Source organism: Sphingomonas vulcanisoli (assembly GCF_011761305.1).
Classification (GTDB): Bacteria; Pseudomonadota; Alphaproteobacteria; order Sphingomonadales; family Sphingomonadaceae; genus Sphingomonas_I; species Sphingomonas_I vulcanisoli.
This window is the reverse complement of record NZ_JAAOZC010000009.1, coordinates 51,024-75,922: the sequence shown is the minus strand read 5'-3', so window position 1 is coordinate 75,922 and position 24,899 is coordinate 51,024. Positions and strand designations below refer to the sequence as shown.

At 60.5% G+C, this 24,899-nt stretch carries 26 protein-coding genes; 8 read left to right on the top strand and 18 right to left on the bottom strand.

Annotation, left to right across the window (positions count from 1 at the left end; all coding sequences use genetic code 11):
• The first annotated feature begins 139 nt into the window (after positions 1-139).
• From FHS31_RS14230 to FHS31_RS14220, 3 genes are read left to right on the top strand one after another with little or no spacing between them, the layout of a single operon-like run.
• Positions 140-661, top strand: coding sequence for a 3-phenylpropionate/cinnamic acid dioxygenase subunit beta (locus FHS31_RS14230; protein ID WP_167074696.1), 522 nt, complete (start codon positions 140-142; stop codon positions 659-661).
• Positions 662-675: 14 nt separating this feature from the next.
• Entirely contained in the window at positions 676-1,020 is a 345-nt protein-coding gene (locus FHS31_RS14225; RefSeq protein ID WP_167074693.1) for a rhodanese-like domain-containing protein, read from the top strand.
• Positions 1,021-1,042: 22 nt separating this feature from the next.
• On the top strand, positions 1,043-2,287 hold the full coding sequence (locus tag FHS31_RS14220; RefSeq protein WP_167074690.1) for an aromatic ring-hydroxylating oxygenase subunit alpha: 1,245 nt from the start codon (positions 1,043-1,045) through the stop codon (positions 2,285-2,287).
• 26 nt (positions 2,288-2,313) lie between these two features.
• Here the strand turns inward: FHS31_RS14220 and FHS31_RS16280 are convergent, their stop codons facing one another.
• Positions 2,314-2,691 carry a hypothetical protein gene (locus FHS31_RS16280; protein ID WP_208408739.1) on the bottom strand — a complete coding sequence of 126 codons (378 nt, stop codon included), beginning with the start codon at positions 2,689-2,691 and terminating at the stop codon, positions 2,314-2,316.
• Between FHS31_RS16280 and FHS31_RS16275 the strand changes: the two genes are divergently transcribed.
• On the top strand, positions 2,671-2,913 hold the full coding sequence (locus FHS31_RS16275) for a hypothetical protein (RefSeq protein WP_208408738.1): 243 nt from the start codon (positions 2,671-2,673) through the stop codon (positions 2,911-2,913). The two genes, FHS31_RS16280 and FHS31_RS16275, sit on opposite strands and share 21 nt — an antisense overlap.
• Positions 2,914-3,104: 191 nt before the next feature.
• Here FHS31_RS16275 and dmpG read toward each other — a convergent pair whose 3' ends face one another.
• From dmpG to FHS31_RS14200, 3 genes are read right to left on the bottom strand one after another with little or no spacing between them, the layout of a single operon-like run.
• A complete protein-coding gene (gene dmpG / locus FHS31_RS14210) occupies positions 3,105-4,130 on the bottom strand; it encodes a 4-hydroxy-2-oxovalerate aldolase (protein ID WP_167074686.1) in 1,026 nt (341 codons plus the stop codon).
• Positions 4,127-5,080, bottom strand: coding sequence for an acetaldehyde dehydrogenase (acetylating) (locus FHS31_RS14205; protein WP_167074684.1), 954 nt, complete (start codon positions 5,078-5,080; stop codon positions 4,127-4,129). Before FHS31_RS14205 ends, dmpG begins: the two co-directional genes overlap by 4 nt.
• Complete coding sequence (locus FHS31_RS14200; protein ID WP_425057239.1) at positions 5,077-5,865, bottom strand: 2-keto-4-pentenoate hydratase; 789 nt, start codon at positions 5,863-5,865, stop codon at positions 5,077-5,079. Before FHS31_RS14200 ends, FHS31_RS14205 begins: the two co-directional genes overlap by 4 nt.
• Positions 5,866-5,981: 116 nt before the next feature.
• On the opposite strand from FHS31_RS14200, the gene FHS31_RS14195 reads away from it, so the two are divergent.
• Both FHS31_RS14195 and FHS31_RS14190 read left to right on the top strand, forming a co-directional pair.
• Positions 5,982-6,767 (top strand): IclR family transcriptional regulator, encoded by a 786-nt coding sequence (locus tag FHS31_RS14195; RefSeq protein WP_167074680.1) that lies wholly within the window; start codon positions 5,982-5,984, stop codon positions 6,765-6,767.
• 79 nt (positions 6,768-6,846) lie between these two features.
• Positions 6,847-8,118, top strand: a complete 1,272-nt coding sequence (locus FHS31_RS14190) for an NAD(P)/FAD-dependent oxidoreductase (protein ID WP_167074678.1) — start codon at positions 6,847-6,849, stop codon at positions 8,116-8,118.
• A 48-nt stretch (positions 8,119-8,166) separates the two neighbouring features.
• Here FHS31_RS14190 and FHS31_RS14185 read toward each other — a convergent pair whose 3' ends face one another.
• From FHS31_RS14185 to FHS31_RS14155, 7 genes are all read right to left on the bottom strand, one after another.
• Entirely contained in the window at positions 8,167-8,541 is a 375-nt protein-coding gene (locus FHS31_RS14185) for a YybH family protein (protein WP_167074676.1), read from the bottom strand.
• A gap of 106 nt (positions 8,542-8,647) precedes the next feature.
• Complete coding sequence (locus FHS31_RS14180; protein WP_167074674.1) at positions 8,648-9,928, bottom strand: multidrug effflux MFS transporter; 1,281 nt, start codon at positions 9,926-9,928, stop codon at positions 8,648-8,650.
• A 201-nt stretch (positions 9,929-10,129) separates the two neighbouring features.
• Positions 10,130-10,858: an IclR family transcriptional regulator gene (locus FHS31_RS14175; RefSeq protein ID WP_167074672.1), complete on the bottom strand. Its 729-nt coding sequence runs from the start codon at positions 10,856-10,858 to the stop codon at positions 10,130-10,132.
• A gap of 136 nt (positions 10,859-10,994) precedes the next feature.
• Entirely contained in the window at positions 10,995-11,924 is a 930-nt protein-coding gene (locus FHS31_RS14170; RefSeq protein ID WP_208408737.1) for a 2Fe-2S iron-sulfur cluster-binding protein, read from the bottom strand.
• Between the two features lie 44 nt (positions 11,925-11,968).
• A complete protein-coding gene (locus FHS31_RS14165; RefSeq protein WP_167074668.1) occupies positions 11,969-12,967 on the bottom strand; it encodes an aldo/keto reductase in 999 nt (332 codons plus the stop codon).
• A gap of 3 nt (positions 12,968-12,970) precedes the next feature.
• Positions 12,971-13,192, bottom strand: coding sequence for a hypothetical protein (locus tag FHS31_RS14160; RefSeq protein ID WP_167074666.1), 222 nt, complete (start codon positions 13,190-13,192; stop codon positions 12,971-12,973).
• A gap of 38 nt (positions 13,193-13,230) precedes the next feature.
• Positions 13,231-14,526, bottom strand: a complete 1,296-nt coding sequence (locus FHS31_RS14155) for a Rieske 2Fe-2S domain-containing protein (RefSeq protein ID WP_208408736.1) — start codon at positions 14,524-14,526, stop codon at positions 13,231-13,233.
• 402 nt (positions 14,527-14,928) lie between these two features.
• On the opposite strand from FHS31_RS14155, the gene FHS31_RS14150 reads away from it, so the two are divergent.
• Positions 14,929-15,891, top strand: a complete 963-nt coding sequence (locus FHS31_RS14150) for a substrate-binding domain-containing protein (protein ID WP_208408735.1) — start codon at positions 14,929-14,931, stop codon at positions 15,889-15,891.
• Positions 15,892-16,019: 128 nt separating this feature from the next.
• On the opposite strand, the gene FHS31_RS14145 is transcribed toward FHS31_RS14150, so the two are convergent.
• Positions 16,020-16,577, bottom strand: a complete 558-nt coding sequence (locus FHS31_RS14145) for a cupin domain-containing protein (RefSeq protein ID WP_167074664.1) — start codon at positions 16,575-16,577, stop codon at positions 16,020-16,022.
• 227 nt (positions 16,578-16,804) lie between these two features.
• On the opposite strand from FHS31_RS14145, the gene FHS31_RS14140 reads away from it, so the two are divergent.
• A complete protein-coding gene (locus tag FHS31_RS14140; RefSeq protein WP_167074661.1) occupies positions 16,805-17,539 on the top strand; it encodes a class II aldolase/adducin family protein in 735 nt (244 codons plus the stop codon).
• Positions 17,540-17,593: 54 nt separating this feature from the next.
• Here the strand turns inward: FHS31_RS14140 and FHS31_RS14135 are convergent, their stop codons facing one another.
• The 6 genes from FHS31_RS14135 to FHS31_RS14110 all read right to left on the bottom strand — a co-directional run bounded on the left by FHS31_RS14135 (position 17,594) and on the right by FHS31_RS14110 (position 24,844).
• On the bottom strand, positions 17,594-18,304 hold the full coding sequence (locus tag FHS31_RS14135) for an aspartate racemase/maleate isomerase family protein (RefSeq protein ID WP_167074659.1): 711 nt from the start codon (positions 18,302-18,304) through the stop codon (positions 17,594-17,596).
• A 158-nt stretch (positions 18,305-18,462) separates the two neighbouring features.
• The gene (locus FHS31_RS14130; protein WP_167074657.1) at positions 18,463-19,416 is read right to left on the bottom strand and encodes a Bug family tripartite tricarboxylate transporter substrate binding protein; all 954 of its coding nucleotides are present in this window, start codon (positions 19,414-19,416) and stop codon (positions 18,463-18,465) included.
• Between the two features lie 43 nt (positions 19,417-19,459).
• The gene (locus tag FHS31_RS14125) at positions 19,460-20,239 is read right to left on the bottom strand and encodes an SDR family NAD(P)-dependent oxidoreductase (RefSeq protein WP_208408734.1); all 780 of its coding nucleotides are present in this window, start codon (positions 20,237-20,239) and stop codon (positions 19,460-19,462) included.
• A 10-nt stretch (positions 20,240-20,249) separates the two neighbouring features.
• Complete coding sequence (locus FHS31_RS14120) at positions 20,250-21,095, bottom strand: NAD(P)-dependent oxidoreductase (protein ID WP_167074655.1); 846 nt, start codon at positions 21,093-21,095, stop codon at positions 20,250-20,252.
• Complete coding sequence (locus tag FHS31_RS14115) at positions 21,092-22,750, bottom strand: hydantoinase B/oxoprolinase family protein (RefSeq protein ID WP_167074653.1); 1,659 nt, start codon at positions 22,748-22,750, stop codon at positions 21,092-21,094. Before FHS31_RS14115 ends, FHS31_RS14120 begins: the two co-directional genes overlap by 4 nt.
• Positions 22,751-22,753: 3 nt before the next feature.
• Complete coding sequence (locus FHS31_RS14110; RefSeq protein ID WP_167074651.1) at positions 22,754-24,844, bottom strand: hydantoinase/oxoprolinase family protein; 2,091 nt, start codon at positions 24,842-24,844, stop codon at positions 22,754-22,756.
• Between the last annotated feature and the right edge of the window lie 55 nt (positions 24,845-24,899).

Below are 24,899 nucleotides of genomic sequence, written 5' to 3'. Positions count from 1 at the left end.
GAGCTTCCTTGAAGCTTTCTGTCTCCTCATATCCCGTGCTGACCCTGGCGCGATAAGGCAATGATGAATTGATAGCTTCGAAAAGAGAAAAAGGACGTTCTCCGAAATAACGTCCGCATTTGAAAGAGAAGGAGCGAGCGTGGAACCAGGAGCTCAGACGCCCGTGGAGCGTCAATTTGCCGTAGAGCAATTCTATTATAACGAAGCGGCGATGCTAGATTCGCGGAATTATGCGGAATGGTTCAAGTTGTTCGCGGAAGACATTCATTATTGGATGCCTGTCCGCCGCACGATGACCTCGAATGAACTCGCAAAGGAATTCACCCAGCCCGGCTCCATAGCCTTTTTCGATGACGATTACACCGCGCTCGGCGCACGCGTGCGCAAGCTCGAAACCGGATATGCCTGGGCCGAAGACCCTCCCTCCCGGCAGCGCCACATCGTCACCAACGTTCGCGTGGTGAGAGACGACGACGACGAACTAGAAGTGGAAAGCAATTTTCACTTGTACCGCACCCGCCTTAATTCCGAAGAGGATAATTGGCTGGGCATGCGCCGCGACGTTCTGCGCAAGGTCGACGGATCTTATAAGATCGCCAACCGAAAGATATTTCTCGATCAAACCGTCGTGCTATCGCGTAATCTCTCTAACTTCTTCTGATCTGGGACACCGTCATGGCTGATATCAAGCAGTTTTCGCCGGCCGAAGCCGCCAAAGAGATCGAAGCCGGGCGCTTTGTGGTCGATACGCGCTTCCCCTTTGATTACTTTGGCGGCCGTGTTCCGGGTTCGCTCAATCTTCCCGGCAAATCCATCGAAGGGCGCAAGCAGCAAGTGCCCGCCGGTCGGCCGTTGCTGATCGTTGCCGAAGACGACGAAACCGCCCAGGAAATGAGCGAATTCGCGGCATCGCTGGGATTTGAAGACGTTGGCATGCTGCTTGGCGGCGTTGATGCCTGGATCGACGCCGATTACCAGATCGACACCATCTCCGACGGTATCATGCCGACACCGTCCTGATTTGCCGCCAAGCGGACTACAAATGCCTTATTTCGATGGGACCACCGGCTTGCTCGACCGGTCGGTGTTCATTTCCGAAGAAATTTACGAGGAAGAGCAGCGAACGATTTTCCGGCGGTGCTGGCTCTTTGTAGGGCCAGCCAACTGGATCGATAAGACCGGCGCGTATTTCGTGTCTTCCATGGGGGAGACCCCGATACTCGTATGGCGCGGAGCAGACGACGAACCGCGCATTTTCGTCAACCAGTGCGTGGCGGGCGATGGTGCGATAGCCCGCCGGGAGCGCGGTATCGCGGATTATCTGGCCTGCAGCTGCCATGGCCTGTCGTATGGCAGGGAAGGTATCGTGACCGGGCAGGCACATCTCCATGCCGTCGCGGTGCCGCGCGTCGCGATCTACAAGGGATTGATATTCGCGAGCTTCGATCCGAATGCCGCGCCCCTGACCGCTTACCTCGGCGACTTTGCTTGGTACCTGGACATGCTCGTGGATCGCCGTGAGGGCGGCGTCGAAGCATGCGGTCACGCCGCTTTTCGTTGGGAAGTCGATGCCAATTGGAAAGTACCGGCGGAGACATATGCGGGCGATGCCTATTGTGAATCGACCTTGCATGCGGCCACCAACATGGCGACCGGAAGCCTCAGCCCGAGTAACCTAGATCAGGGGCTGCAAATCAGCGCCGGCTCCGGCGCTATGGCCGTGCTGACCGACCCGACGCTTTACCAACCTTCGGCCGTTGTCAGCGCCTACGAGCAATCGGTGGCCGACGAGGTGGAAGCCCGCCTGGGCAGGGATCGCGCCCGCGCCATGATCCCGCTGGTCGGCACGCTCTTTCCCAATCTTTCATTCGATTGGCGAACGCGCAGCCTACATGTGTGGCACCCTCGTGGCCCAACCCGGACCGAAATCAATACCTATTGCTTTGCCGATGCCGCCGCGCCCGACGAGGTCAAAGACGCGATGCGCAGATCCTGCCAGCTGCATTTCGGGCCTGCCGGGCTGCGATCGGCAGACCAGGTTGAGCCCTGGTCGTCTCTGACCAAGAGATCGGGATCATTGTTGGCCGCCCGGACCGCGCTTAATTTTCAGATGGGCATGGGCCACGAACTCAAGCGAAACCTGCCGGGACGTGTTTCGGACCTGTTCAGCGAGATGAACCAGCGCCACTTCTTCGAATGGTGGGAAAGTCGCCTGACGGACGAACGCGAGCCGATTGCCGCCATTGCCCAAAGCATGCGTATCGCGCCGCCCTACGTCGCCGACTGAAGGACCAGGCGGCTATCCGCTGGACGTCAATCCGGCGCCTTGTCCGCGGCAAAGCAATAAAGCAGCCCTTTGCCGCCCGAGAGCGCAAGCCGATCCACGCTACACCCCGGTGCCGCATGAGCGGAATTCCACGATAAGCCGAAATATTTGGAATCCCGATCCCAGTGGCCGACCTGCGGCGCGCCGTCCGGACCGCCATAAGTCCAGTTATGGCATGTATGGTCGACGGAGCCCTGGAAAGCCCGACCGTCTGACCGTGATCCCGTCAGGACGTCATGATAAACCGCATGAGCGGCATCGCCGGGAACCTGCGTGCCTTGCTCGGTCAGCGCGTTGCTGCGCGAGATCAGGTTGCCGCGGCGGGCGCTTTCAAGCGTATCGCCATGAAGATCGTCCAGATCCATCGCGATGCGGTCGCCGTGAACATTGTACCATGGCCCCTTGCCGATGCGATCGCGCGCATTGACCGCGGCCGCACCGGCGCGCGCAGCCACACTCAGATAAGCCCGCCACGTCCGTCCGCCCAAACCGGCCGCTCCAGCAAGTTTCTGGCAATGTCGGTCGGCACCTTCAATACCCCCAAGATCGCCGCCATGGCCCAGGCCGACACTGCTGACGAAGAATGACGGCGGGCCCTTCGGCGGCAACTTGGGTGTTGGGACGGGGCTGGGCTGTGCGAGTACAAAACCGCCTCCGCACGCCGCCAAAGTCACCCCTACGACTGCCGACCATCGGCGAAAGCGTCTTTGGGTTATCGCCACGCTTGCCTCGCCATATTGCCGTCCTCCCATGCGTCCGACGGCCGCCGACCGTGTCGTTACCGGCCCGCCGTGAGGTCCAGCGCGACATCGACGATCATGTCCTCCTGTCCGCCGACCATCTTACGGCGGCCGAGCTCGACGAGGATCGCGCGGGTGTCGAGCCCATGTTCGCCAGCGGCTTTTTCAGCGTGGCGCAGAAAGCTCGAATAGACTCCGGCATAGCCAAGGGTCAGCGTTTCGCGATCGACCCGGACCGGGCGATCCTGGAGCGGCCGGACGAGGTCTTCGGCCGCATCCATCAGAGCGTAAAGATCGCAGCCATGGTTCCAGCCGGCACGATCGGCAGCGGCGATGAACACCTCGAGCGGGGCATTACCCGCACCCGCGCCCATCCCGGCGAGCGAAGCATCGACCCGCACCGCTCCGTTCTGAACCGCGACGATCGAATTGGCCACACCGAGCGAAAGGTTGTGATGCGCGTGGACGCCGCGCTGGGTCTCGGGCTTCAGCACCCGGTCATAGGCTTGGAGCCGGGCCGCGTAATCGTCCATGTTCATGGCGCCGCCGCTGTCGGTCACATAAACGCAGTGCGCGCCATAGCTTTCCATCAGCTTGGCCTGCTGGGCCAGCGGTTCGGGCGGCGACATATGGCTCATCATCAGGAAGCCGGAGACATCCATGCCCAGGTTGCGAGCGGCCTCGATATGCTGTTTCGAGACGTCCGCCTCGGTGCAGTGCGTGGCAATGCGAACCGACCGCACACCCAAATCGTATGCGTGTTTCAGGTCATGGACGGTGCCGATGCCAGGCAGCAGCAAAGTCGTCAGGACGCTGTGCTCCAGTACCTCGGCCACCGCGGCGATCCAATCCCAATCGGTGTGCGCGCCGAAGCCATAGTTGAAGCTTGAACCCGACAGGCCATCACCATGAGCCACCTCGATCGCATCGACCTTGGCCTTATCGAGAGCGCGCGCAATCGCACGCACATGATCAAGTCCGTACTGATGGCGCACGGCATGCATGCCATCGCGCAGGGTAACGTCCTGGATGTAAAGTTTGCCCGCCGGCAGCGCCGCACTCATGCCAACACCTTTTCGCGATGACGAAGCGCAATCTTTTCGGCGGTCTTAAGCGCCGCCGATGTCATGATATCCAGGTTCCCCGCGTACGCGGGAAGGTAATGCGCCGCCCCTTCCACTTCGAGAAAGACCGTTACCTTCAGTCCGGTAAACGCATGATCCATCTCAGGTATGCGTAACGGCAGGTTGTCGCCGATCCGTTCAAACTGCACCTGCTGCTTCAGTCGATAACCGGGAACGAAAGTTCTAATTTCCTCGACCATCGACTTGATCGACGCCTCGATTGCAGCCGTGTCGCCATCATCACAAAGGCAATAGACGGTGTCCCGCATGATCAGCGGCGGCTCAGCCGGGTTGAGCACGATGATCGCCTTGCCCCGCGTTGCGCCTCCGACTTTCTCTATCGCCAGCGCCGTCGTTTCGGTAAATTCGTCGATATTGGCGCGCGTGCCGGGGCCTGCCGATTTCGAGGCGATAGACGCGACGATCTCGCCGTAATGCACTTTGGCAACGCGGTTTACAGCCGCAACGATCGGAATCGTCGCCTGGCCTCCGCACGTGACCATGTTGACGTTGCCTTGATCGAGATTATCGTCCCCGTTTACCGAGGGGATCGTGTAAGGGCCTATCGCGGCCGGCGTCAGGTCGATCACGATTTTGCCGTGCTGGCGAAGGATCTCGTCATGCCGCTTATGAGCGCCCGCCGAAGTCGCATCGAAGACGATATCGATATCCGCAAAACCCGGCATTGCGACCAGACCGTCGATGCCCTCAGCCGTGACCGGAACACCCATACGCTCGGCCCGTTTGAGCCCGTCGGAATTTGGATCGATGCCGACAAAGGCGCCCATTTCCAGAATGTTCGACAGTCGCATGACCTTGATCATCAGGTCGGTGCCAATATTGCCAGACCCAATAATCGCGACGCGCGCTTTACCGTCTGCATGCGTCATGCCCGTTCGTCCCTATAGCTGAAAGCAACTGACCCTAAGCCCCCCACCGTGGCCTTTACCTGATCGCCGGGTGAAAGTGCGACCATCGGGCCGAGTGCTCCGGTCATCAGAACGTCCCCCGCGCGCAATCCTTCCCCGCGTTGGGCCAAGGTTCGGGCGAGCCACGCCGCGGCGTTTAGCGGGTGGCCCAGGCAAGCCACGCCCGCACCAAGCGACACGACCTTATCGTTGATTTCCAAGGCCATACCGCAGGTGCGGAGATCGAGGCCCGGGAGCGGCTTCTTATCCGTCCCCAACACGAAATAGGCCGATGATCCGTTGTCTGCGACGGTATCGGCAAAGGTGATTTTCCAGTCGGCAATGCGACTGTCGACGATCTCAATAGCGGCGACCGCATATTCGGCTGACGCAGCGACGGATTCCGCGGTCGCATCGGGATCGTTCAAATCGCGCGCCAGGACGATTGCAATCTCGGCCTCGGCCTTGGGTTGCAACACCTTCGACGCCAAGAGCTCTCCGCCCTCCGCGATCCACATGTCATCAAACAGGACGCCATAATCCGGCTGATCGACGCCGAGTTGCTTCTGGACCGCCTCGGCGGTCAGGCCGATTTTGCGGCCGATAATACGGCGCCCCTCCTCGATCCATCGCCGAGTGTTGATCTGCTGGATGGCATAAGCGCCGTCGGCGTCGGTCGGCTCCAGCCCATCACGCAGCGGCGGTACGGCGCCCCCGCGATATGCGTCATACAAACGCCGGGCGATTGTTTCGCGATCGATCGGCACCGGCGTTGGACCTTTATCAAACATCCTCGAAGGTTCGTTTATGGGAGCGGGCTTGCGCGGGCAACGCTAATACCCTAAATTCTCTCAAGATATAAGAATAGGGTTAGGGAAGAGAAATGGTGACCCCTGCATCAAATACCCTCGATAAAGGCCTTCGTTTGCTTGAGGTTGTGATCGATCATGGTGGTGGCGCACCAATCTCTTTGCTGGCCGAGGAAGCGGGCATTCCGGCATCGACAGCCCATAGAATTCTGGCAACGCTACAACGGCGCGGATTTGTGTCGCGTGCTTCGCGCGGCAATTATCTTCCAGGCCTGACGCTGATCCGGTTGGGACGCACACGCGACATGCAGGGCGTGTTGAAAGCCGTAAGCAGGCCGCTACTCGACTCTCTGGCCAAACGCACCGGACTGACCGCGCATCTCGGAATGCTGGAAGACGATATGGTGACCTACCTGGTCAAGGCGCGCGGTGATGCCAATGTCCTGACCCAGGAAGGCATGCAACTCGAGGCTTATTGCTCTGGCATCGGGAAAGTGTTGCTCGCTGCTATGCCGGAGCGCGAACGCGAGCGCTATCTCACCTCCAGCCCGTTCGTCCGGTTGACGGCTAACACAATCGTGGATCCCGAAATCTTACGCGCGGCATTGAAGACTGTCCGCCAAACCGGGCATGCGCGAGACAATGGCGAAATCGATCCGAGCGTGCGGTGCATCGCGGTGCCCGTTCGCCTCGATGGACGGGTCTTTGCGGCTATATCGATTTCTCAATCCGGTCCGAATCCGGGCGGGCCAGGTGGAGAGGAATTGCTCGAGTTGCTGCAGCAAACGGCTCGATTGATCGAAGCATCGTTACAGCGTCGGCCCATTCCGGCAAAACAAAAGGCCGAACACGCCACCTGATTTTCATCATTGCTCATATGGTGGATGTTTCACCGCAGTGGCAAAGCCCTGCGCCGACGGCAATATTGACACGATATCCTTGGTCGCGCAGCCCCCGGACGATATCAGCCAGCGAGCATCGATAGTGGACAGCGATTACCTTTTGATTGGTGGCGGCGTCGCCTCATACAATGCGGCAAAGCGGATCCGGCGGATCGATGCGAGCGCTCGTATCGTCATGGTCAGCGACGATAGCTTACCGCCGTATCACTTGCCGCCCCTCTCCAAGGAGTTTCTGCGCGGCGAGCAGTCAGAAGGCGATATCGTCTATCCTGATCTCGTGGCGATGGGCGGTCCAATCGACATTCACCTGTCGACAAGTGTCACAGATCTCGATCCCGCAGGGCATGAGGCCGGGTTGGACAATGGCTTGCGCATTTCGTTTCGTAAGGCACTGTTGGCCACAGGCGGGACGCCTATCCTGCTGCCCGTACCCGGCGCTGAACTGGAGGGCATCTATTATGTACGCACCGCCAATGACGCCCGCCGGATAGGCGCAGCCGCAGCCACCGCGCGCCACGCCGTTGTCATTGGTGCCGGCTTCATCGGGCTCGAAGTGGCGGCTTCCCTTCGCAAACTGGGGTTGAGCGTCACCGTCGTCGAGGCTCAGGCGCGCATCTGGCCACGCTTTGCTGATCCGGCAATCGCCGAGGTGGTGCGTGAGCGGTGCGCAGCCGAAGGCGTGACGTTCCTGACGGGGGAACGGGTGGAGAGCGTCAACGGCGATAGCCATGTTCGCGCGGTCGTCACGGCAAGCGGCCTCGAAATCGAATGCGATCTGCTCTGCGTGGGGATCGGCATCATTCCTAATACCAATCTCGCCAGCGCAGCCGGTCTGGAAATCGCGAACGGGATCGTCGTAGACCATACGATGCAGAGCAGCGCGCCAGACATCTTCGCGGCGGGCGACGTAGCCAACTATCCCGATCCGATTTGCGGGCGGCGCTTGCGGGCGGAGCATTGGGGTCATGCAGAATATAGCGGGCAGCTCGCAGCGCGGAACATGTGCGGCGATGCGGCTGAATATGATTTCATAAACTATGCCTGGTCGGACGTCTTCGATCTGCATATCGAATCTGCCGGTCACATCGAAGATCATGACACAGTCATTGTTCGCGGGAACATTTCCGACACCAGCTTCAGCAGCCTGTATCTGAACAACGGCGTCCTGGTCGGCTATTGCGCCGTGAATCAGGCACCCAAGGAATTCGCTACCTACCGCCGGCTGATACGCAGCCATCAGCCGCTTTCGGATCATGTGACGTCATTGCGCGATACGCAATTCGATGTGCGTTCCCTGGTCTCAGCGTGAGCTGGTGACGATCGCTCAATTGTCCGAAGCCTGAAAAGGCAGCGACGCTTACTTTTGGACGGTTGATGGGGAAACCTGGATAAGCACATAGCGCCAGCCAGCCGCAGTCTTGCGCACCACCCGTGTGCCGAAGGCATCGATCACCCGGGTCGGGTTTTGGCGAGTAATGTCGTGCTTGCCCAACATCACCGCGGTATCGCCAAAGCATTCTATTTTCATCTCGCCAATCTCGATCGAACGGGGATTCCCTTCGACCGCCGCGACATAGGCTTCGCGCCCTTCGGTTTTGCCGCGGAAGTGAACGAACAGCATATCAGGCGAAAATATCTCGTTCAGAGTCGCAGTGTCGCCGGCGGCAGTCGCAGCGCAGCGCCGCTGTTCCAAAGCTTCGAGTTCTTGCACGACGGCATCGTCAGGGGTCATCGCTCTCACCTCTTGCGACCGAACTTGTGCTCCACACGGTCGATCTGTCCGTCGAATAGCTGTTTCAACGCGATCTGCGAGCCTGGGCTGGGCGTAGTCACTCAAATTATGAGATTGCATTTCCGGGCTGCGGTGGAGCAGCGTCCACTCCCCGTTTTGCGAAAACCAGAGTTCGCAAGGCGACCATCGCCGCCAGCAGAGACGCGGCTATCACCCATGACATCGGCCGGGGCGTTCCGTCCCGCATCAGGCCAGTCGCGGTCGCGCAGATCGATCCTGCCAGCAGCCCTGCTGCACCCTGCAGAGAGGCGGTAGTACCCGCCCTTCGCGGATCGACATTGAGAGCACCGGCCATGGCATTCGACTGATTGAAGCCAAATCCCGACATGATCAGGAACATCGGAGCCAGAATGCCAAGCGCTCCGCCAATCCCGGTCGTCGCATTGAACACCATCACCAGCGATACACCAAAAATGATGCGATTGGCCCATTTGAGGATCGTATCTGAAGGGTAGCGCCGCGCCAGTCGCGCATTCATCTGATTGGAAGCGACATAGCCGGCAGCATTGACCGCGAAAACCCAGCCAAACTGCTGCGGCGAGAAATGGTACATCCCGATAATCACGTCCGGCGAGGTCGAAATATATGTGAACAGGGCCGCACCGGAGAATGCGCCGGTCAAGAGATAGCCGGATAGCTGGCGATTCCCCAGTAATGAGAGATAGCTGCGAAAAGGATTTTCGGATCTCGCCAGAGCCGCAGCGGTAGCCGAGCGCGATTCCTTGAGCGTCAATGCCGAAATCGTCCCGATGATGACCGCGAACAGCAACTGGAAACCGAACAGCCACCGCCAACTCGCTACGAGCAACAGCCAACCACCGAGCAGCGGCGCGAGCACCGGGGTGATTCCAAACACCAGGACCAGCATGGAAAGGACATGCAGCACCTCGTCATGTGCAAAGCTATCGCGCACAATCGCTCGCCCGATCACTTGGCCTGCACAGCCGCCGAGAGCCTGGATCACCCGGAACGCGATCATCACATGGATCGTCGGCGCCAGAATGCAGCCCAATGTGCCGACGATATAAAGCCCGATGCCAAATAGCAGCGGTTTTCGTCGGCCATATCGATCCGAAATCGGGCCATAGAAAAGCTGCCCAAACGCCAGGCCCAAGATGTAGGCTGCCACCGTTATCTGCGCCGGCGCTTCGCTGGCATGGAGCGATTTGGCGATGCTCGGCAGCGCAGGCAGATACATATCGATCGAAACCGAGCCGAACGCCGACAGCGTGCCAAGGAGAATAACGAATCCGAGCGGAGCTTTGGCGGCTTTGGCAAGCCCGCGATCGGCAACAACGGAACGCTGCTCGATAATCCCGTCGGCCATAGCGCTCCCTCTCGCGCCCCGGCTCTAAATTAAAGGATCGGCACCGCAAGCCGCCCCCGGATGCGAAACCATCAAACGGGACACGATATGCGAAGAAACCGTCGTCTAAGTCTCACTTAGTGAAAACACCGCTCATTATAGCGGCCGATCATGCGGGATGGATCAGTGTCCGTGCCGGTCTGAGCTAATGCCCTATCGGGCCTAGGCAATCCGCCCATAAGGCAGCTCGGACAAGCGCGGCAATCGGGGACGCAGGTTGGCCGCCTGTTGCATTAGCGCCTGGCGATAGTCCTCGATCGCATCGTTGGAAAAACCCGAGATAAGACCAGAAATGGTCAACACACCGATCAACTCGTCTTCGGCATTGAGCAGCGGCACCGCCACCGCTGCGAGATCTGGATCGCGGCTGCCCAGCGATACGGCCCAGCCCTGTCGTCGGATCCCCGCAGAAGCCTTGTCCCGCGCCCCGGCAAAAGCACGGAGGATCGCGCCGGCCGCACCGTGGTTCAACGGATGCCGCGACCCTTCCTCCAGATGATGGCGTGCGGAGCGAGGCGAATTATGGCGGAGCAGACACAGCCGGACATTGCCGTCCTGAATATAGAAAGAGGCGGTCTGCAGGGCCGTCAGCGACAGTTCGGCCAAGACCGGGCGAATAAGATCGTCCAGCCCGATTTGAGGGCTGCTTAGCCCGCCGAGGCGCTGTAGCTCGGGGCCGAGCAGAAACCGGCCTTGGCTGTTGCGATGGAGGAAGCCCTTGCGCACCAGCGATCCGGCCAACCGTAAAATCGTACTTTTGTACATCGTCGAACGCTGGGCCAGTATCGCCAGACTCAACTCTTCGCCCGGGGTACGAAAACACTGCAGCAAAGACAGGGCGCGCTCGACGGCCTCGACCCGTCCCGTGTCCGAAGCCTTGCTATCCGCCATCCATCCTCCCGCGCCAGCAGCGACATCCACGTATGCCAGCTAGCGTCCGCTAAAGGCGTAGCGCTCGCGTTCGCGCGGCGTCAATCTCCGCCGGAACGATCGCTATATACAGGCGAGAGGCCCCCTAACGGTAGCGTTACGCATCGATAGTCAGTTCAGCCGATGCGGCGCGCGATACACAAACCATGATGGCACTGTCATGCTCGCTGTCGGTCAGAACATAGTCACGGTGATCGGCCTTTCCAGCCAACAAACCGGTGCGGCAGGCCCCGCACGCCCCCGCCTCACAGGAACTGGGCACACCAAGACCATGGCGTCTCATCGCTTCAAGGATGGTTTCCTGCGACCCGACATCCAACACGCCGCCGCTCCGAGCCAGATGGACGCGAAACGCAAAATCCTCGGCGTTCGGCTCGACGCTCCCGCCAAAGTCCTCGAAATGGACGTGACCGGGCGCCCAATGCCGCGTCGCCTCGCGCACTGCGCCCATAAGCCCGCGCGGGCCACAGCAATAGAGGTGGGTTTCGGGTGGGCAATCGCGCAATGCCGCCGCGATATCCAGTGCCTTTTCCGGATCGCCGCCATCGTAATGGATCATCGTGTGATCGCTAAATTGCGGAGCGGCGAGTACATCGATGAAAGCAGCCGTTTCGGGAGACCGCGCGCAATAGATCACCCGGAAGGAGCGGCCGTGTTGCTGCAGATGCCGCGCCATCGCCAAGATCGGTGTAACCCCGATCCCCCCCGCGATAAGCAGTGTTTCGCCGTCGGCGGGCTCAAGCGGAAAGTGATTGAGCGGAAGAGAAGCTGAAACAACGTCGCCAATGTTCAGATCCTCGGCCATGCTTGCAGAACCCCCACGTCCCGATCGCTCGCATTTCACGCCGATCTGGTAGCGGTGCAGCTCCGCACTGCTCGAACACAGGGAATATTGCCGCGGCACCCCCGCCGGCGTTCGAACGATGATGTGCGCTCCCGGTTCGAACGGAGGCAGTTCGTCGTCGTCGATCGAGACCAGATCGAACAGCCAGATATCGTCGGCAATCTCGCGCTTGGTGTCGACCACGAGCGAAAGCGCGTCGACATCCGGAACGGGCGGGAGATCAGCGTTCACGCCGGTACAGCTCCTGACGAGGAGCGCCAGATTTCTCCGATTTGCTCCCTGTCAGCAGCCGATAGACACGCGATGCCGGGGGCGGCAATTTCCTCGAGCTGCTCGATCGACGAAAAGCCACCGATCGCGGTGGTGACGCCGGGATGATCCAACACGAATTGGTAGGCAGCCTGAGCCATACTACGCTCGGACCGGGCGAGGACGGCGAAGCGCTCTGCGCGCTCAACAGCCGAAGGGGCGCCGCGGCGCGGTCGGGAAAGCGGATTGGGCGTAATCTCGCCCGAGAGCAGCCCTCCCGCCAGCGGGCTGAACACCGCAACGCCGCACCCGGCGGCCTTGGCTACATCGATCACCCCGCCATGGTCCCGTTCGCCGTGGAACACCGGACCAGAGGCCGCGGCGGAAGGATTGATCAGGCTGAAGTTGAGGTTGATCAGGCTGAATACGCCGGTTTCGAGCAGCCGGCGAACTTCGTTCACGTCTTCGCCGCGGCACACGAAGCCGACATGGCCAACCGTTCCGTCACGCAACAGACGTTGCAATCCCTCCACCGCACCACCCGGTCGGAGGAAGTGTTCGATCCAGAGATGGTGATAATCGCCGTTTGCCATTGGTGGCGGTGAGGCGGTAGGTCCGTTGTGGATCTGCAGGACGTCGATCCGCTCGCGCCCAAGGCGGCGCTGGCTTTCGCGGGCCGAACGCTCGATGTGACCGGCGATATCGGGAAGATCGCTGCTTCGTATTTCCACCTTGGTAGTAATTATGGTCTCACGCGCGCCAAGCACGGCCAGCGCATCGCCCAACGCCTGTTCCGCTCGGCCAGCGCCGTAATCAGGCGCGACATCGAAGTAGTTAATCCCTAGTTCCAGCGCCCGGGCGATCACCTTTCGCTGTTCGGCGGCCGAGCCGCGGATCATCAACCCGGCGTTGCCGCCACAACCAAAGCCGATTTTCGATAGGATCACGCCCGTGCCGGGAATTTCACGATAACGCATGATTCAGGGCTCGATCAATCGCGCGGCGATCAGATCGCCTTCGCGGCTTAACTGGCAAATGATCTCGCTCGAATCGTCATCGAACGCGATCCGCGCGACGATGTCTCCGCCGGAGGCATCCTCGAAATCTACATGCGCCGGAATGCCACCAATCTCGTCCAGCAGACGCTGGATCGTCGCGGCCGCCGCACGCTCATTATCGATAGCCTCACGTGCCAAGTTCATTCTCCGCGCAGCGGCGGGCCGATCGCCCGAACCCGGCCTTAGTGTTCGCCGGCCTCGGCAAGAGCAGCAGCCTTCACATCCTGCGCAGCAGCCCGCCCAAGCTGGAACGCTTCTATCTCCCGGTGAAGTTCCTTGACCGTTTCGAACAGCGGACCATAGCGATCGGCATCGTCATTGCCGAAGCCAAGATGATAGAGACCGCGGAACGTGTGGCGCAGCAAAGGCTGCGAAAGGTCCGGCGGCGAACCCTTGCCATAAATGATAGGCGGCGATTCCGCCCAGGTATTCATCGGCGCCTTGCCTTGTTCTACTCGGGTGATCTGCTCGTCCAATTGCCGGCGCAGTACGACGATCGGAATGTCGGTGCGCCCGAGCAGTTCGGACGAACGATCGGCGATAGGGCCCTGCGCCTTCCACGTCACCGCATCCTGCGCCAGCACATAATCGAGGATCGGATTGCCATCGGCATCGATGGTCGGCGGCGTATAATAGGGAATCGATGTCTGTTCAGGCGCCTGCATCCCTTCAGGCGCAGCATAGACCTGATAACAGATGTGATAGGTATGAGTATCATCCATGGGCACACGGATCTGATATTCGCTGCGCGGCGCACCCGTCTTGCCGGTTTGGGTGTAGAACGGGAATATGACCGTCGAATGCTCTTTGGTTTCGTCCTTTTCCGCGCCGAGTTCGGTCGAATATTTTATGCCCTTGCGGAAGCCGTGCTTGGTCTGCGAGGCGTAGATTTCCTTGATGCCTACGCCCACCGCCTTGCGCGTATGGATGGTGTGGACCTTGTCCTGCATCCGATCCGTTTCGCCTTTGCGATTGAGCACATAGTTGAACATGTGCCCGTGCGCCCATGCGCTGTGCGTAGGATCACCGGTATTTTCCTGGCATTGCAGCCAGTTGCAATCGATGACCTGCACGGCGATTTGACGGATGGCGTTGGGCCAAACGAAGAGATCCCATCGCGGCAGCGCCGGCGCCGGCAGCGGCCCCATATAGGCAAACACGAGGCCGCCCAGTTCCTCGACCGGATAGCCCTTTAACGATCGGCCGATATCGGCCTCGGGCTTCGCTTCCATCGGCCGTTCAAGGCATTTGCCGGTCTCGCCAAACAGCCAGCCATGGTAGGGGCAGCGCAGGCCGCGCTCGTCGGGAATGCCGTATTGCAGATCGACCAGCCGGTGCAGACAACGATCGCCAATCAATCCGAGGCCGCCGGACGTGTTGCGATAGAGGACAAGATCTTCCCCCAGCATGCGAATTTTCCGCACCGGATTTTCATCGAGCTGGCTGACCGGTGCGATCGGGATCCAATAGCGACGCATCAGCTCGCCGCACGGAGTGCCGGGCCCAACGCGGGTCAGTCGGTCGTTCATTTCCGGGGTGAGCATCACAAAACCTCGCCGATAGCGCGCCAGCCTCAGCCTGGCCGACAACGAACTGAAGTCGATTTATCGCCATGCCAATGTTCTGGCAAGCGCTTCGTGTTCCGTCAGATGGAATGGTTGACGGTCAATTCTGCAGATGTGTATTCCGCTCTTGAAAGCCGATTCGCTACGTGCTGGAGGGCACCTCGAAGCGCCTCGGATCGATGAGTTCACTTCCTGCATCGTCACGTGGCCTCGCCCCGAGGGCCATGCTGGCGGGCTCTTCGCTACGCCTGCTTTGCTCAAACCGATGCCTATAAGGACAAGTCCCGGATGACTCGGATTCCCCTCACCATCGCATTGAGCGATTATGATCACGTCCGCGATTTGGCCTCCGGGGTCGTTCGGCCCGAAGGCATCGACCTGACGGTCCTTACGCTTCAGGTCGAAGAGATATTCTTTCGCACCTTGAAGTATCGCGAATTTGACGCATCCGAAATCTCGATGGCCAAATATTCCTCGCTGGTATCGCAGGGAGGATGCGATCTGATCGCCATTCCCGTTTTCCCCTCGCGCATGCATCGCCACTCCTCGATCTATGTCCGCAGCGACACGCCGCTGCGGACACCTCAGGATCTCGTCGGGCGTCGGGTCGGTTTGCCCGAATGGGCGCAGACCGCCGCCGTCTATTCGCGCGGCTTTCTTGCCCACCAATACGGCCTAGACCTTGCTTCGATCGACTGGGTGCAGGCGAGCGTCAATCAACCGGGCCGTGGTGAGAAAGTCGCGCTGGCCCTGCCCAAGGGCATCACCATTGAAAGGCGTCCGGACACGTCACTGAACGCCATGCTGCTGTCGGGTGAAGTCGATGCGGTTCTATCCGCTCATCCGCCCCATAGCGTGGAACAGGGCGATCCTCGCGTGAAGCGCCTGATCGGCGATTTCCTTTCCGTAGAACAGGATTACTTTCGGGAAACCCGCATCTTCCCGATCATGCACACGGTGGTGTTTCGCCGCGAAGTCTACGAACGCAATCCCTGGATCGCGGGAGAATTGTACAAATGCCTTGAGGAAGCCAAGGACCGCAGCGTTGCGCGGGCGCTCGATTTCAACGCCTCTCGCTTCCCCATTCCATGGGGTGCCGAACACGCCCGTCGCGCGATGGAAACCATGCCCGACGATTACTTTCCCTATGGCATTGCCCCGAACCGGACAACGCTGGAGGCCTTCCTGACCTACGCCCACGAGCAGGGTGTGCTCCACCGCCCGTTGGAGCCGGAGGAACTGTTCGCGCCGAACACGCTGGAAACATTCAAGATCTAGGCTGGCAGGATCTCAACGAGGATCCGCCAGGCCCAACGGCAGCGCGGTCGCCCGAATCAAAAAGCGCTCCGAGCAAAGTGCCCGGAGCGCTCCTGATGGTGAAATTGCTGGGCTTACGCCCGATGCAGTTATTCGCCTGCCCCGGAGGCTACCAGCGTCGACTTCAGCGATTCTTTCGGCGCTTCGTGATTAATCCGGTCCTTGATGATGTCCTGGATGGACAGCATCGCGATGTCCGACGCCTCGACCTGATGGATCACGAGGACTTGGCTCTCGTCGCCGCTCTCGAACCAATATTGCACGCCGCGCGGGATCAGGATTCCTTCGAACGGACCAAGATCGGCCATGATCACGTCGCCTGGACCATAAAATTTGGCGCGACCGGCCAGCACTGTCCACACGCCGTCCAGATGCCGATGCGAATGGAGATTGTTCTCACCCCCGCTCTTGATCACCTGCACCGCCGCCACGACCCGATCGGTCCGCGACAGTATAGACACCTTCTTGTTCGAACCTTCGGGAAGGTCGGTTTCAATGCGGAACTGAACGGGGTCCAGCGTGGGATCCAGAACGCTCATGATGATTTCCTCTCCGGTTGTTGAGGCCTGCACGCGATGCCGCAGGCTGTCCGAACGAAGCCGAGCCAACTGTTTCCGGTCGACCACGTCGAACAGCAGCGAAGACATCCGAGGCGCTAATTTGGGTGGCCGCGCTGCATCAACAAATCATGCCCGTTTGACGTCGCCGAGAGAAGGCTTGGATCGACAGACTCAAGTGCCAATTCTCATCTATAGAGAGGACTTTCAGAATAACCCACCAAGGTATTCTCCGGTCGTCCCCCAGCCTTGCGCCGTTTTCCGCGCAACGATAGCGCGAAACCTCATAGCTTGAAGATGGCGGGAATATCGTAACCATGAGCGCGTCGTCGGCCGTCCTGCGCGACTCTTTCGAAGACCTCGCGCTCGCCAATCATATTCTGGCGCATCAGCACGTTCTGGACGGGTTCGGTCACGTCAGCATGCGTCATCCCGAAAGGCCCGACCATTATTTGCTGGCGCGCAATATGGCGCCCGAACGTGTCACGGCCGACGATATCCTCGAACTCGATCTGGACAGCCGGATCGTGACGCAGGGTGAGCACCGCTCCTTCCTCGAACGCTTCATCCATGGCGAAATTTACGCCGCCCGGCCCGAAGTGATGGGCATCGTCCATAGTCACTCGCATTCGGTGCTACCGCTAGGCGTTACCACTGCCGCGCCACTGCGATCGGTCTGCCACATGGGCGGATTTCTGGGTGTCGCGACCCCCGTCTTCGAAATCCGCGATGTCCGCGGCGATGAGACCGATCTGCTGATCAGTGACGCTGGCCTGGGGAAGGCGCTGGCCGGCACGCTGGGCGATTCCGCTGCGGTGCTGATGCGCGGACACGGCGTAACCGTTGTGGGTATTTCCCTGCGCCAAGCCGTGTTCCGTGCCGTTTACACGGAAATCAATGCCCGCATCCAGCTGCAAGCGATGGCAATCGGGCCGGTCAATTATCTGACCGAAGCCGAAGGCCGCGCCGCAGCGGCGACCAACGATGGTCAGATGAACCGGGCATGGGATCTGTGGTGCGAACAGGCAAAGCGTGCGCGCGCAGGTCAATAATCCGAGCTAAGCGAGCCACTAGAAGCAAGAGCCGGTTTTTCTGCGCCGTTCGCATCACCGGATAGAAAATTCCTGGATTGACGGAAGCTTTGTCATCAGCGAACCATAGCCCTCCCGCGGCTCTGCGATTCCCAATCTTTTCTGGATTTCCCAGACCCTTGCGGTTTGCGGATGGATCACGGGTACACCAAGATCCTGCTCCAGCCGCTCGACGATATCGAGCGTGTGCCAACCGGATCCGAGGATATAGATCGCTTCGGCCGGCGCCTTCTCGAAACTGGCCTTGATGAAATCATAGATCTGCGATGACGGCACCTCCTGCACTTTGGCGAAATCGACCCCAGGCAGGCCTTGCATACCGGTCACCACAAAACCGGCGTCCTCGAAATATTTGGAGTAGATATCGTTGATATCACCCAGGAAATAGGTGACGCCCAGGATGGCTTTGACATTCAGCGCCCGCAAGGCGCGGACGTGATTTTGGCCTGACGTAAAGATCGGAGTACGATAGGTTTGCTGCCACGCGCCGACCAGAGCGGTTTCCTTCTCCAGACCTTGCACCATGAACGGCGGCGCACCTAGCGGATGGATGATATCGCAATCGTGATCGGCAAGAATTCCGATCTGCCGCTCATATTCGCCAAAGCCTTCCCGGAATTCATCCGCAGTCCCCTGGCGGAACTGGAGGTAGACCGGGATGATACCAACCCCTCGCGGCAGGATCGGAATCAGCTCGTTGATCGTATCAGGCCGCGTCGTCGGCATGATCAGGCCGACGATTTTGTGATCACCCCGCGCTGCCGGCTCCGTTTTCAACAAGACGATTATCCTTCCGCAGTGGTGCTAACCTGGGTCGCTCGCCAACGCCTTGGTTAGACTGATCCATAATTGCCTTCGCCGACGGGAATGACAGCGCCGGCGAGTTAAGTGTTCGGCGCAACCATCGCGCGATATCGTGCGATGACCTCGGGCGGAGTTTGCGCGGCGGTCTGAATCAATTGCTTGATGCCTTCGCCGCTGACCGGACTGATATCGAGCTTGATCTGTTCGGCATCGGCCAGAAAGTCCGGGTCCGCCATCATCCTGGTAAAGCCATCCTGCAGCATCTTGGCCCGCTCGGCCGGCACGCCGGGAGGCGCCATGAACGGCAATGCCATCCGAAACGGCAATTCCGCAAAATCGATGACCGCAAGCTCGATGGGATCGCTGGTAAGTTCGCGACCGGTGGGAACATCGGGCAGGATCGGGTGGCGGGTCTGTCGACCGAACTGGACCAGTGGCCGGACCTTTTTGCCTTCCCAAAGCGCCGGTTGATTGGCCCGGATAGAGTTGATGCCAACGACCTGACCGTCCAGTTCGCCGGCCTGCATCGCTTTGAAGATGCTGGCCGCCCCGGTGTACTCAGTCGAGATGTCCAGCCTGTAGCCGAACAGGCTCTTGGCGATGGCGGCAATGGTGTAATTGGTCGAACTGATACCGACCGCCCCAAACCGAGCCGGGGTAGCCAAGGTCTTGAGGTCCTCGGCGGTGTATGCGGGATAATCGACGTTGACGAGGACCATATAGGCATCCTCGGCGAACGAGGACAGGCTTCCCAGCCAGGTGAATGCGAGCGGATCGAACGTGACTTCTGGATGACCCTCGATGGCCAGTTGCGGCACCGAACGCTGCACGACCGCGATCACCGATCCGTCGCGCGGAGCGTTGGCGGCAAATCCGTTGGCCAGCGCAATCCCGCCGCCGACCGGTTCATAATCGACCACGATCGTTGGGCTGCCTTCGATGAACCGGCCTAAATGGCGCGACACGAGCCGCGCAGAGAGATCGTCGATCCCACCAGGGGAATCGGGAACCAGTAACTTGATGCTGTCGCCCATGCGAAATTCCTCAACCGTTCGTGAACCCGGCGCAAAGCAGCCGTTATTCGCCTGCCATCATGACGGAACAGCCACCGTCGACGAAGATTTCTGTGCCAGCGATGAAGTCCGAATCGTCGGACACAAGGAACAATACCGCCCGCGCCAAGTCGATCGGCTCACCGGGCCGATTACGCAGGTTCACGACCTTGCGATCAGGATTGAAAGCATCCTTGCCGACCGGCGACCCGATCTTGTTGGGGACCACGCTGTTGACCCGGATATTGTGCGGCGCCAGCTGGATCGCTAGCGATCGGGTAAAATTAACCAGCCCGCCCTTGGCAGTAGTGTACGCCAGTGCACGCGCGCGGCCGAAATAACCGGAGGTGGACGTGACGTTGACGATCCGCCCGGACCGTTCCCCGGCGATCATTGCTTTGGCCGCGGCCTTGCTGGTCAAAAATGGGGCTGTCAGGGTGACGGCCATGACCTTATCCCATTCAGCCTTTTCGAGATCGAGCACCGACTTATTGTCCGAGATGGCGACGTTGTTGATGAGGATATCGAGCCCGCCGAAATCGCCGACAACCGAATCCATCAAGGCATTCACCGCAGCTTCGTCCGATACATCACAGACATAGCTGCGCGCGACACCACCAGCCTGCGCGATCCGTGACACTACAGCCTCCGCGCTCGCCTCGTTGAGATCGACGACGGCGATTTGCGCGCCTTCCGAGGCAAGCAGCACCGCCACTTCCTCGCCGATATTACGGCCTGCGCCGGTAACGATTGCGACCTTGTGGGCAAGCTTCATGCCGACCTCTCCCATGCGTACATTGTTCATAAAGTTGGCGTCACGCGCCTGCGGCGGCCGGCGCCGTCCAACCGGGCGGATTGGTCGCCTTGATCCGGCGGGCTTCCTTGACCATTTCCTTGACCGCTCCGGTCAGCGGCAGCGATAATCCCGCTTCATCGGTCATTGCCGAAACGATCTGCATGTCCTTGAGCGCCCAGGTGAAGCTGGTCTGCTCCCAATCCTCCAGTGCCTGGCTCTTGCCCGAACTGAGCATCAGCGCGGCGCGCAGCTTGGGCAAATCGATCCCCGTCGATTCTGCGATACGCCCTGCTTCGATGATCCCGATGGAGCCGATCCACAGCAGGAGGTTATTCAGGGCCTTGGCCACTTGGCCGTGCCCGACATCCCCCAGCGGCGCGATATCCGAACAGAACGCCCCATATACGATCCGGCCACGAGCGACGGCCTCATCGGCGCCGCCGAACAATGCCAAAAGCTTGCCTTCGTCAGCGAACCAGCGGCCACGGCAGATCGGCGCGTCTAGCACGTCACAGCCGCGTTCGCGGGCTGCCGCGGCCAAAGCCTTGACCGTCGCCGGAAACACCGTTGCGGACACCGCAATCAAAGTGCCCGGCGCCATCGTCGCAAACACACCGCCTTCTCCGGTCGTCACCGCCATAACCTCGGCGTCATAGCCAACACCCAGGATCACGAAGCTGACACTCGGTCCGAAATCCGCCGGCCTGGCCACGATCGTTGCGCCCAGCGCCCGGGCGGCATCGCAATTGCCCGGATTGATGTCGCAGGCGGTGACGGCAAACCCCTTGGCGATAAGGTGTTTGACCATCGGCAGCCCCATGCGACCAACGCCGACGATGCCGACGCTTTCCCGCTGATCCGTCATGACAAATGTTCCTTTTGGGTGCTCGAAGACGGCGGCCGGCTGACGCGGCCTTCATCGATATCTGCCGCACAGGCGGCGGGATCGCGCTCTGCAGCGGGGCCATAGCCACCCCCGCCTGCGGTCTGGATCATAAGGCGGTCACCCGCCTTGACGTCGAACCGCGCCGATGCGTTGAGGATGATCTCGTCCTCGCGCCCCGGATTGATCACCGATCGCGCGGCGCCGCCATCGGCGCCGCCAGCAACTCCGGAAGGCGGGAAGCGGCTCTTATCGAAACGGCGCACGACCGTGGCATCGGCCAGCATTTCATACTCGCGCTGCATCGCGAGACCGCCGGTCCACCGCCCTGCCCCGCCGCTGTCCGGCACGAGGTCAAAGCGCGAGATACGGCAGGGATATTCGGACTCGATTATCTCGATCGGGGTGATGTGCAGGTTGCTGAGGTGGACAGCCGTGGCCGATGTTCCGTCATGCCCCGCCCCTGCCCCGTAAGCGGACCCTACGATCTCATATTGCATCGAAGAGCCGCCCGGACGCGGAGTGTGCCAGTTGATGAGCACCGTCGAGGAAGAGCCAGCACCGGCGACCGCGCGTTCGGGGACGAAGTGTCCCATCGCCTCCAGGATCACGTCCACCAGCTTGAGGTTGGTCATCTGATAGCTGGAAACAGGCGCCGGCGCCTCGGCATTGGTGACGGTACGCGGCGCGACCACGATGCGCACGGCGTCGCGCATACCGTCGTTGAACGACAAATCCGGGCCGAGGCTGCCGATCAGCGCGTAGAAAACGCAGGCTTCGACCATCGACGGACGCAGGTTGATCGGGCCGCGGGTCTGGGGCGCACTATCGGAAAAATCGAACGTGGCGACGCCATCCGCCACCGTTATCGTGACGGCAAGGCGGACCGGCTGGTCCTTCACCACGCCATCGCTATCCATATAGCCGACGGCCGTGGAGGTGCCGCTTGGCAGCAGCGCAATCGCGGCGGCAAGTTCGTCACCCGCGCGACGGAGGATTGCAGCAAAAGCGTCGACCAGCGCTTGTGGCCCAAACCGAGAGCAAAGCTCTGCCACGCGCGCAGCGCCCAGTTCGGTTACCGCGATTTGAGCAGACATATCCCCCCGGACAAGCTCCGGCTGACGCGAATTGGCCAGGATCATCCGTTCGATATCGGGGCAAGGCGAGCCCGCCGCGCTGATTCGCACCGGCGGCACCAGCAGTCCTTCATGGAATAACTCGGTCGCATCCGCCGAGGTTGATCCGGCCACCGTACCCCCGATATCGGCCTTGTGCGCGATCGAGCCGGTGAAGCCGATCAGGCGTTCCCCTGCGAACACCGGCGCGACAAATGCCATGTCCGATGTATGAGGCAGCCCGGCTTCGTACGGGTGGTTCGCAACGAACACATCCCCAGCGGCGATCGTATCACCGTGCAGCTCAAGGATACGGCCGACCAGATGGCGGTAAACCGGGGCATGGAAGAACATGGGCGGGGCTACGATCACCCGTCCGGTCGCATCGAGAACGACACAGCTGAAATCGCGCGATTCCCGCACGATCGTGGAATATCCCGAGCGGTAGAGATGGTAATGCATCTCATCCATCAGGCTGGCGATCTTGTTCCGCAGGATTTCGATGGTGATCGGATCAAGCATGAGTCAACACCGCTCGATGATGAGATTGCGGAATTCGTCCACCCGGCCGCGCCAGCCAGGATTGACGACGACGGTGGAATCGAACTGCTCGATGATCGCGGGCCCTTCGAGCCGAGCGCCGATCTCCAGGCGTTCGCGCTCGTAGGTTTTGGCTTTTACGGCAGTCTTGCCGTCGAAATAGACGGCACGCTCGCCGGTTTCCGCCGCTCCGACATCTCCTGGCGTGACGGGAAACGGCTCTGAGCGCTGAATGTATTTGGGAACGGTGACCCGCGCGCGCAGACGATAGCTGACCACCTCGACCGGCCGATCGGCGGCAGCATGACCGTGGACCTGCTCGTGGCGATCGTCAAAGCGGGCGCGGGCCGCGGCCAACGCGGCCGCATCGAGCGGTCCGGCTGCCAGACCCTCGAGCGGAGTGCGCAGCTCATAGCCCTGCCCTGCATAGCGCAGATCCAGTTCGCGGATGAACGTCGCATCATCCGTCGACAGACCTTCATCCACCAGTTCGCGCGAGGCTTTTTCCTCAAGGGCGCGAAACACGTCTTCGACATATTCGGGCGCCAAGTCTTCGAACGCCCGAAGCTCGGACTTGATGTAATCGTGCATGACGTCAGTGCAAAGCAGACCAAGCGCCGAAAACGCGCCGGGATGCCGCGGCACCATAACTCGGGTGATCCCCAGTTCTTCGGCAACCGACACCGCATGGACGGCGCCGGCACCTCCGAACGGAAGGAGGGTGAACTTGCTCAGTTCGACACCGCGCTTGGCCGCGAAAACGCGCACTTCGTCCGCCATACGCATATCGACGATGCGGCGAATGCCGGCGGCAGCCTCAAGCGCATCAAGCCCAAGCGGATCGCCGATCTGACGTAAAAGCGCCTCACGCGCCGCGGCAATGTCGAGCCTTTGTTTGCCGCCGAGGAAATTATCGGGGTTGAGATAGCCGCAGACGATATCGGCGTCGGTCACCGTTGGCTGCGTGCCACCCCGACCATAACAGGCCGGCCCCGGCATGGCGCCCGCGCTCCGCGGCCCCACCGTCAGGAAGCCGCTGCTGCTGACCGCGGCAATCGATCCTCCCCCGGCGGAGATTGTCGTCATGTCGAGGGAGGGCACATCGATCTGCCGCCGGTCGATGATCCCTTCCGTCACTTCGAGCGGCACTCCGCCCTGGATAAAAGCAATATCCGCGCTGGTGCCCCCCATATCGAGGGTGACCAGTCCGTCACGGCTGCCTTCGTCAGCAAGATAGGCACTGGCTTGCGCACCGGCAGCGGGACCGGACAATAGGGTATGCACCGTCCGGCCACCCGAAGCCGCCGCATCGAACAGCATGACGCCGCCGTTGGACTGCATCAGGAACCGGCGGGGCGTGCGCACACCGACTTTGTCGAGGCCACGCGCCAGATGGTCGATATAGCGAACCAATACCGGCTCGAGATAGGCGTTCAGCAACGTGGTGGAGAGCCGTGGCCATTCGCGGATGCGCGGCAGAACTTCGCTGGACAAAGACACCGGCAGATCCGGAGCCACCTCCTTCAGAATGCGCCGCGTCTCCTCTTCGTGAGCCGGATTCATGAACGAGAACAGGAAGCATACGGCGACGGACTCGACGCCTTTGTCGATCATCTTGCGCGCGGCTTCACGCACCTGCTCGGCGTCCAGAGGGTGCAGCACATTGCCTTGGTAATCGGTCCGTTCGGCAATCTCGAACGTCAGACTCTGCGGCGCGATCGCCGCCGGCTTGACGTAGGAATAGTCGAACAGATTGCCATCCCGGGCCTGTTGCTGCACCTCCTGCACCGCGCGGTAACCCGCTGTGATTAACAGCCCGACACGGGCGCCACGCATTTCCAGCAGCGCGTTGGTGGTTATCGTGGTGCCGTGGGCGAAAAAGCCGACATCGGCGGGATCGATGCCCTTGGCAAAAAAGCGGGAGACTCCCTCCAACACGCCCAGCGCGGGGTTGGCCGGCGTGGACGACACCTTCTCAACCGAGAACGTACCCGCCTCAACGTCGAGGAGCACCAGATCGGTGTGCGTTCCCCCAACATCTACGCCGATCCGGTATCGGCCATCCTCCCGCACCATTTTTCGACCCAACATGATTTATCGTCTCTGATGCCGTTCATATGAACCGATCTGC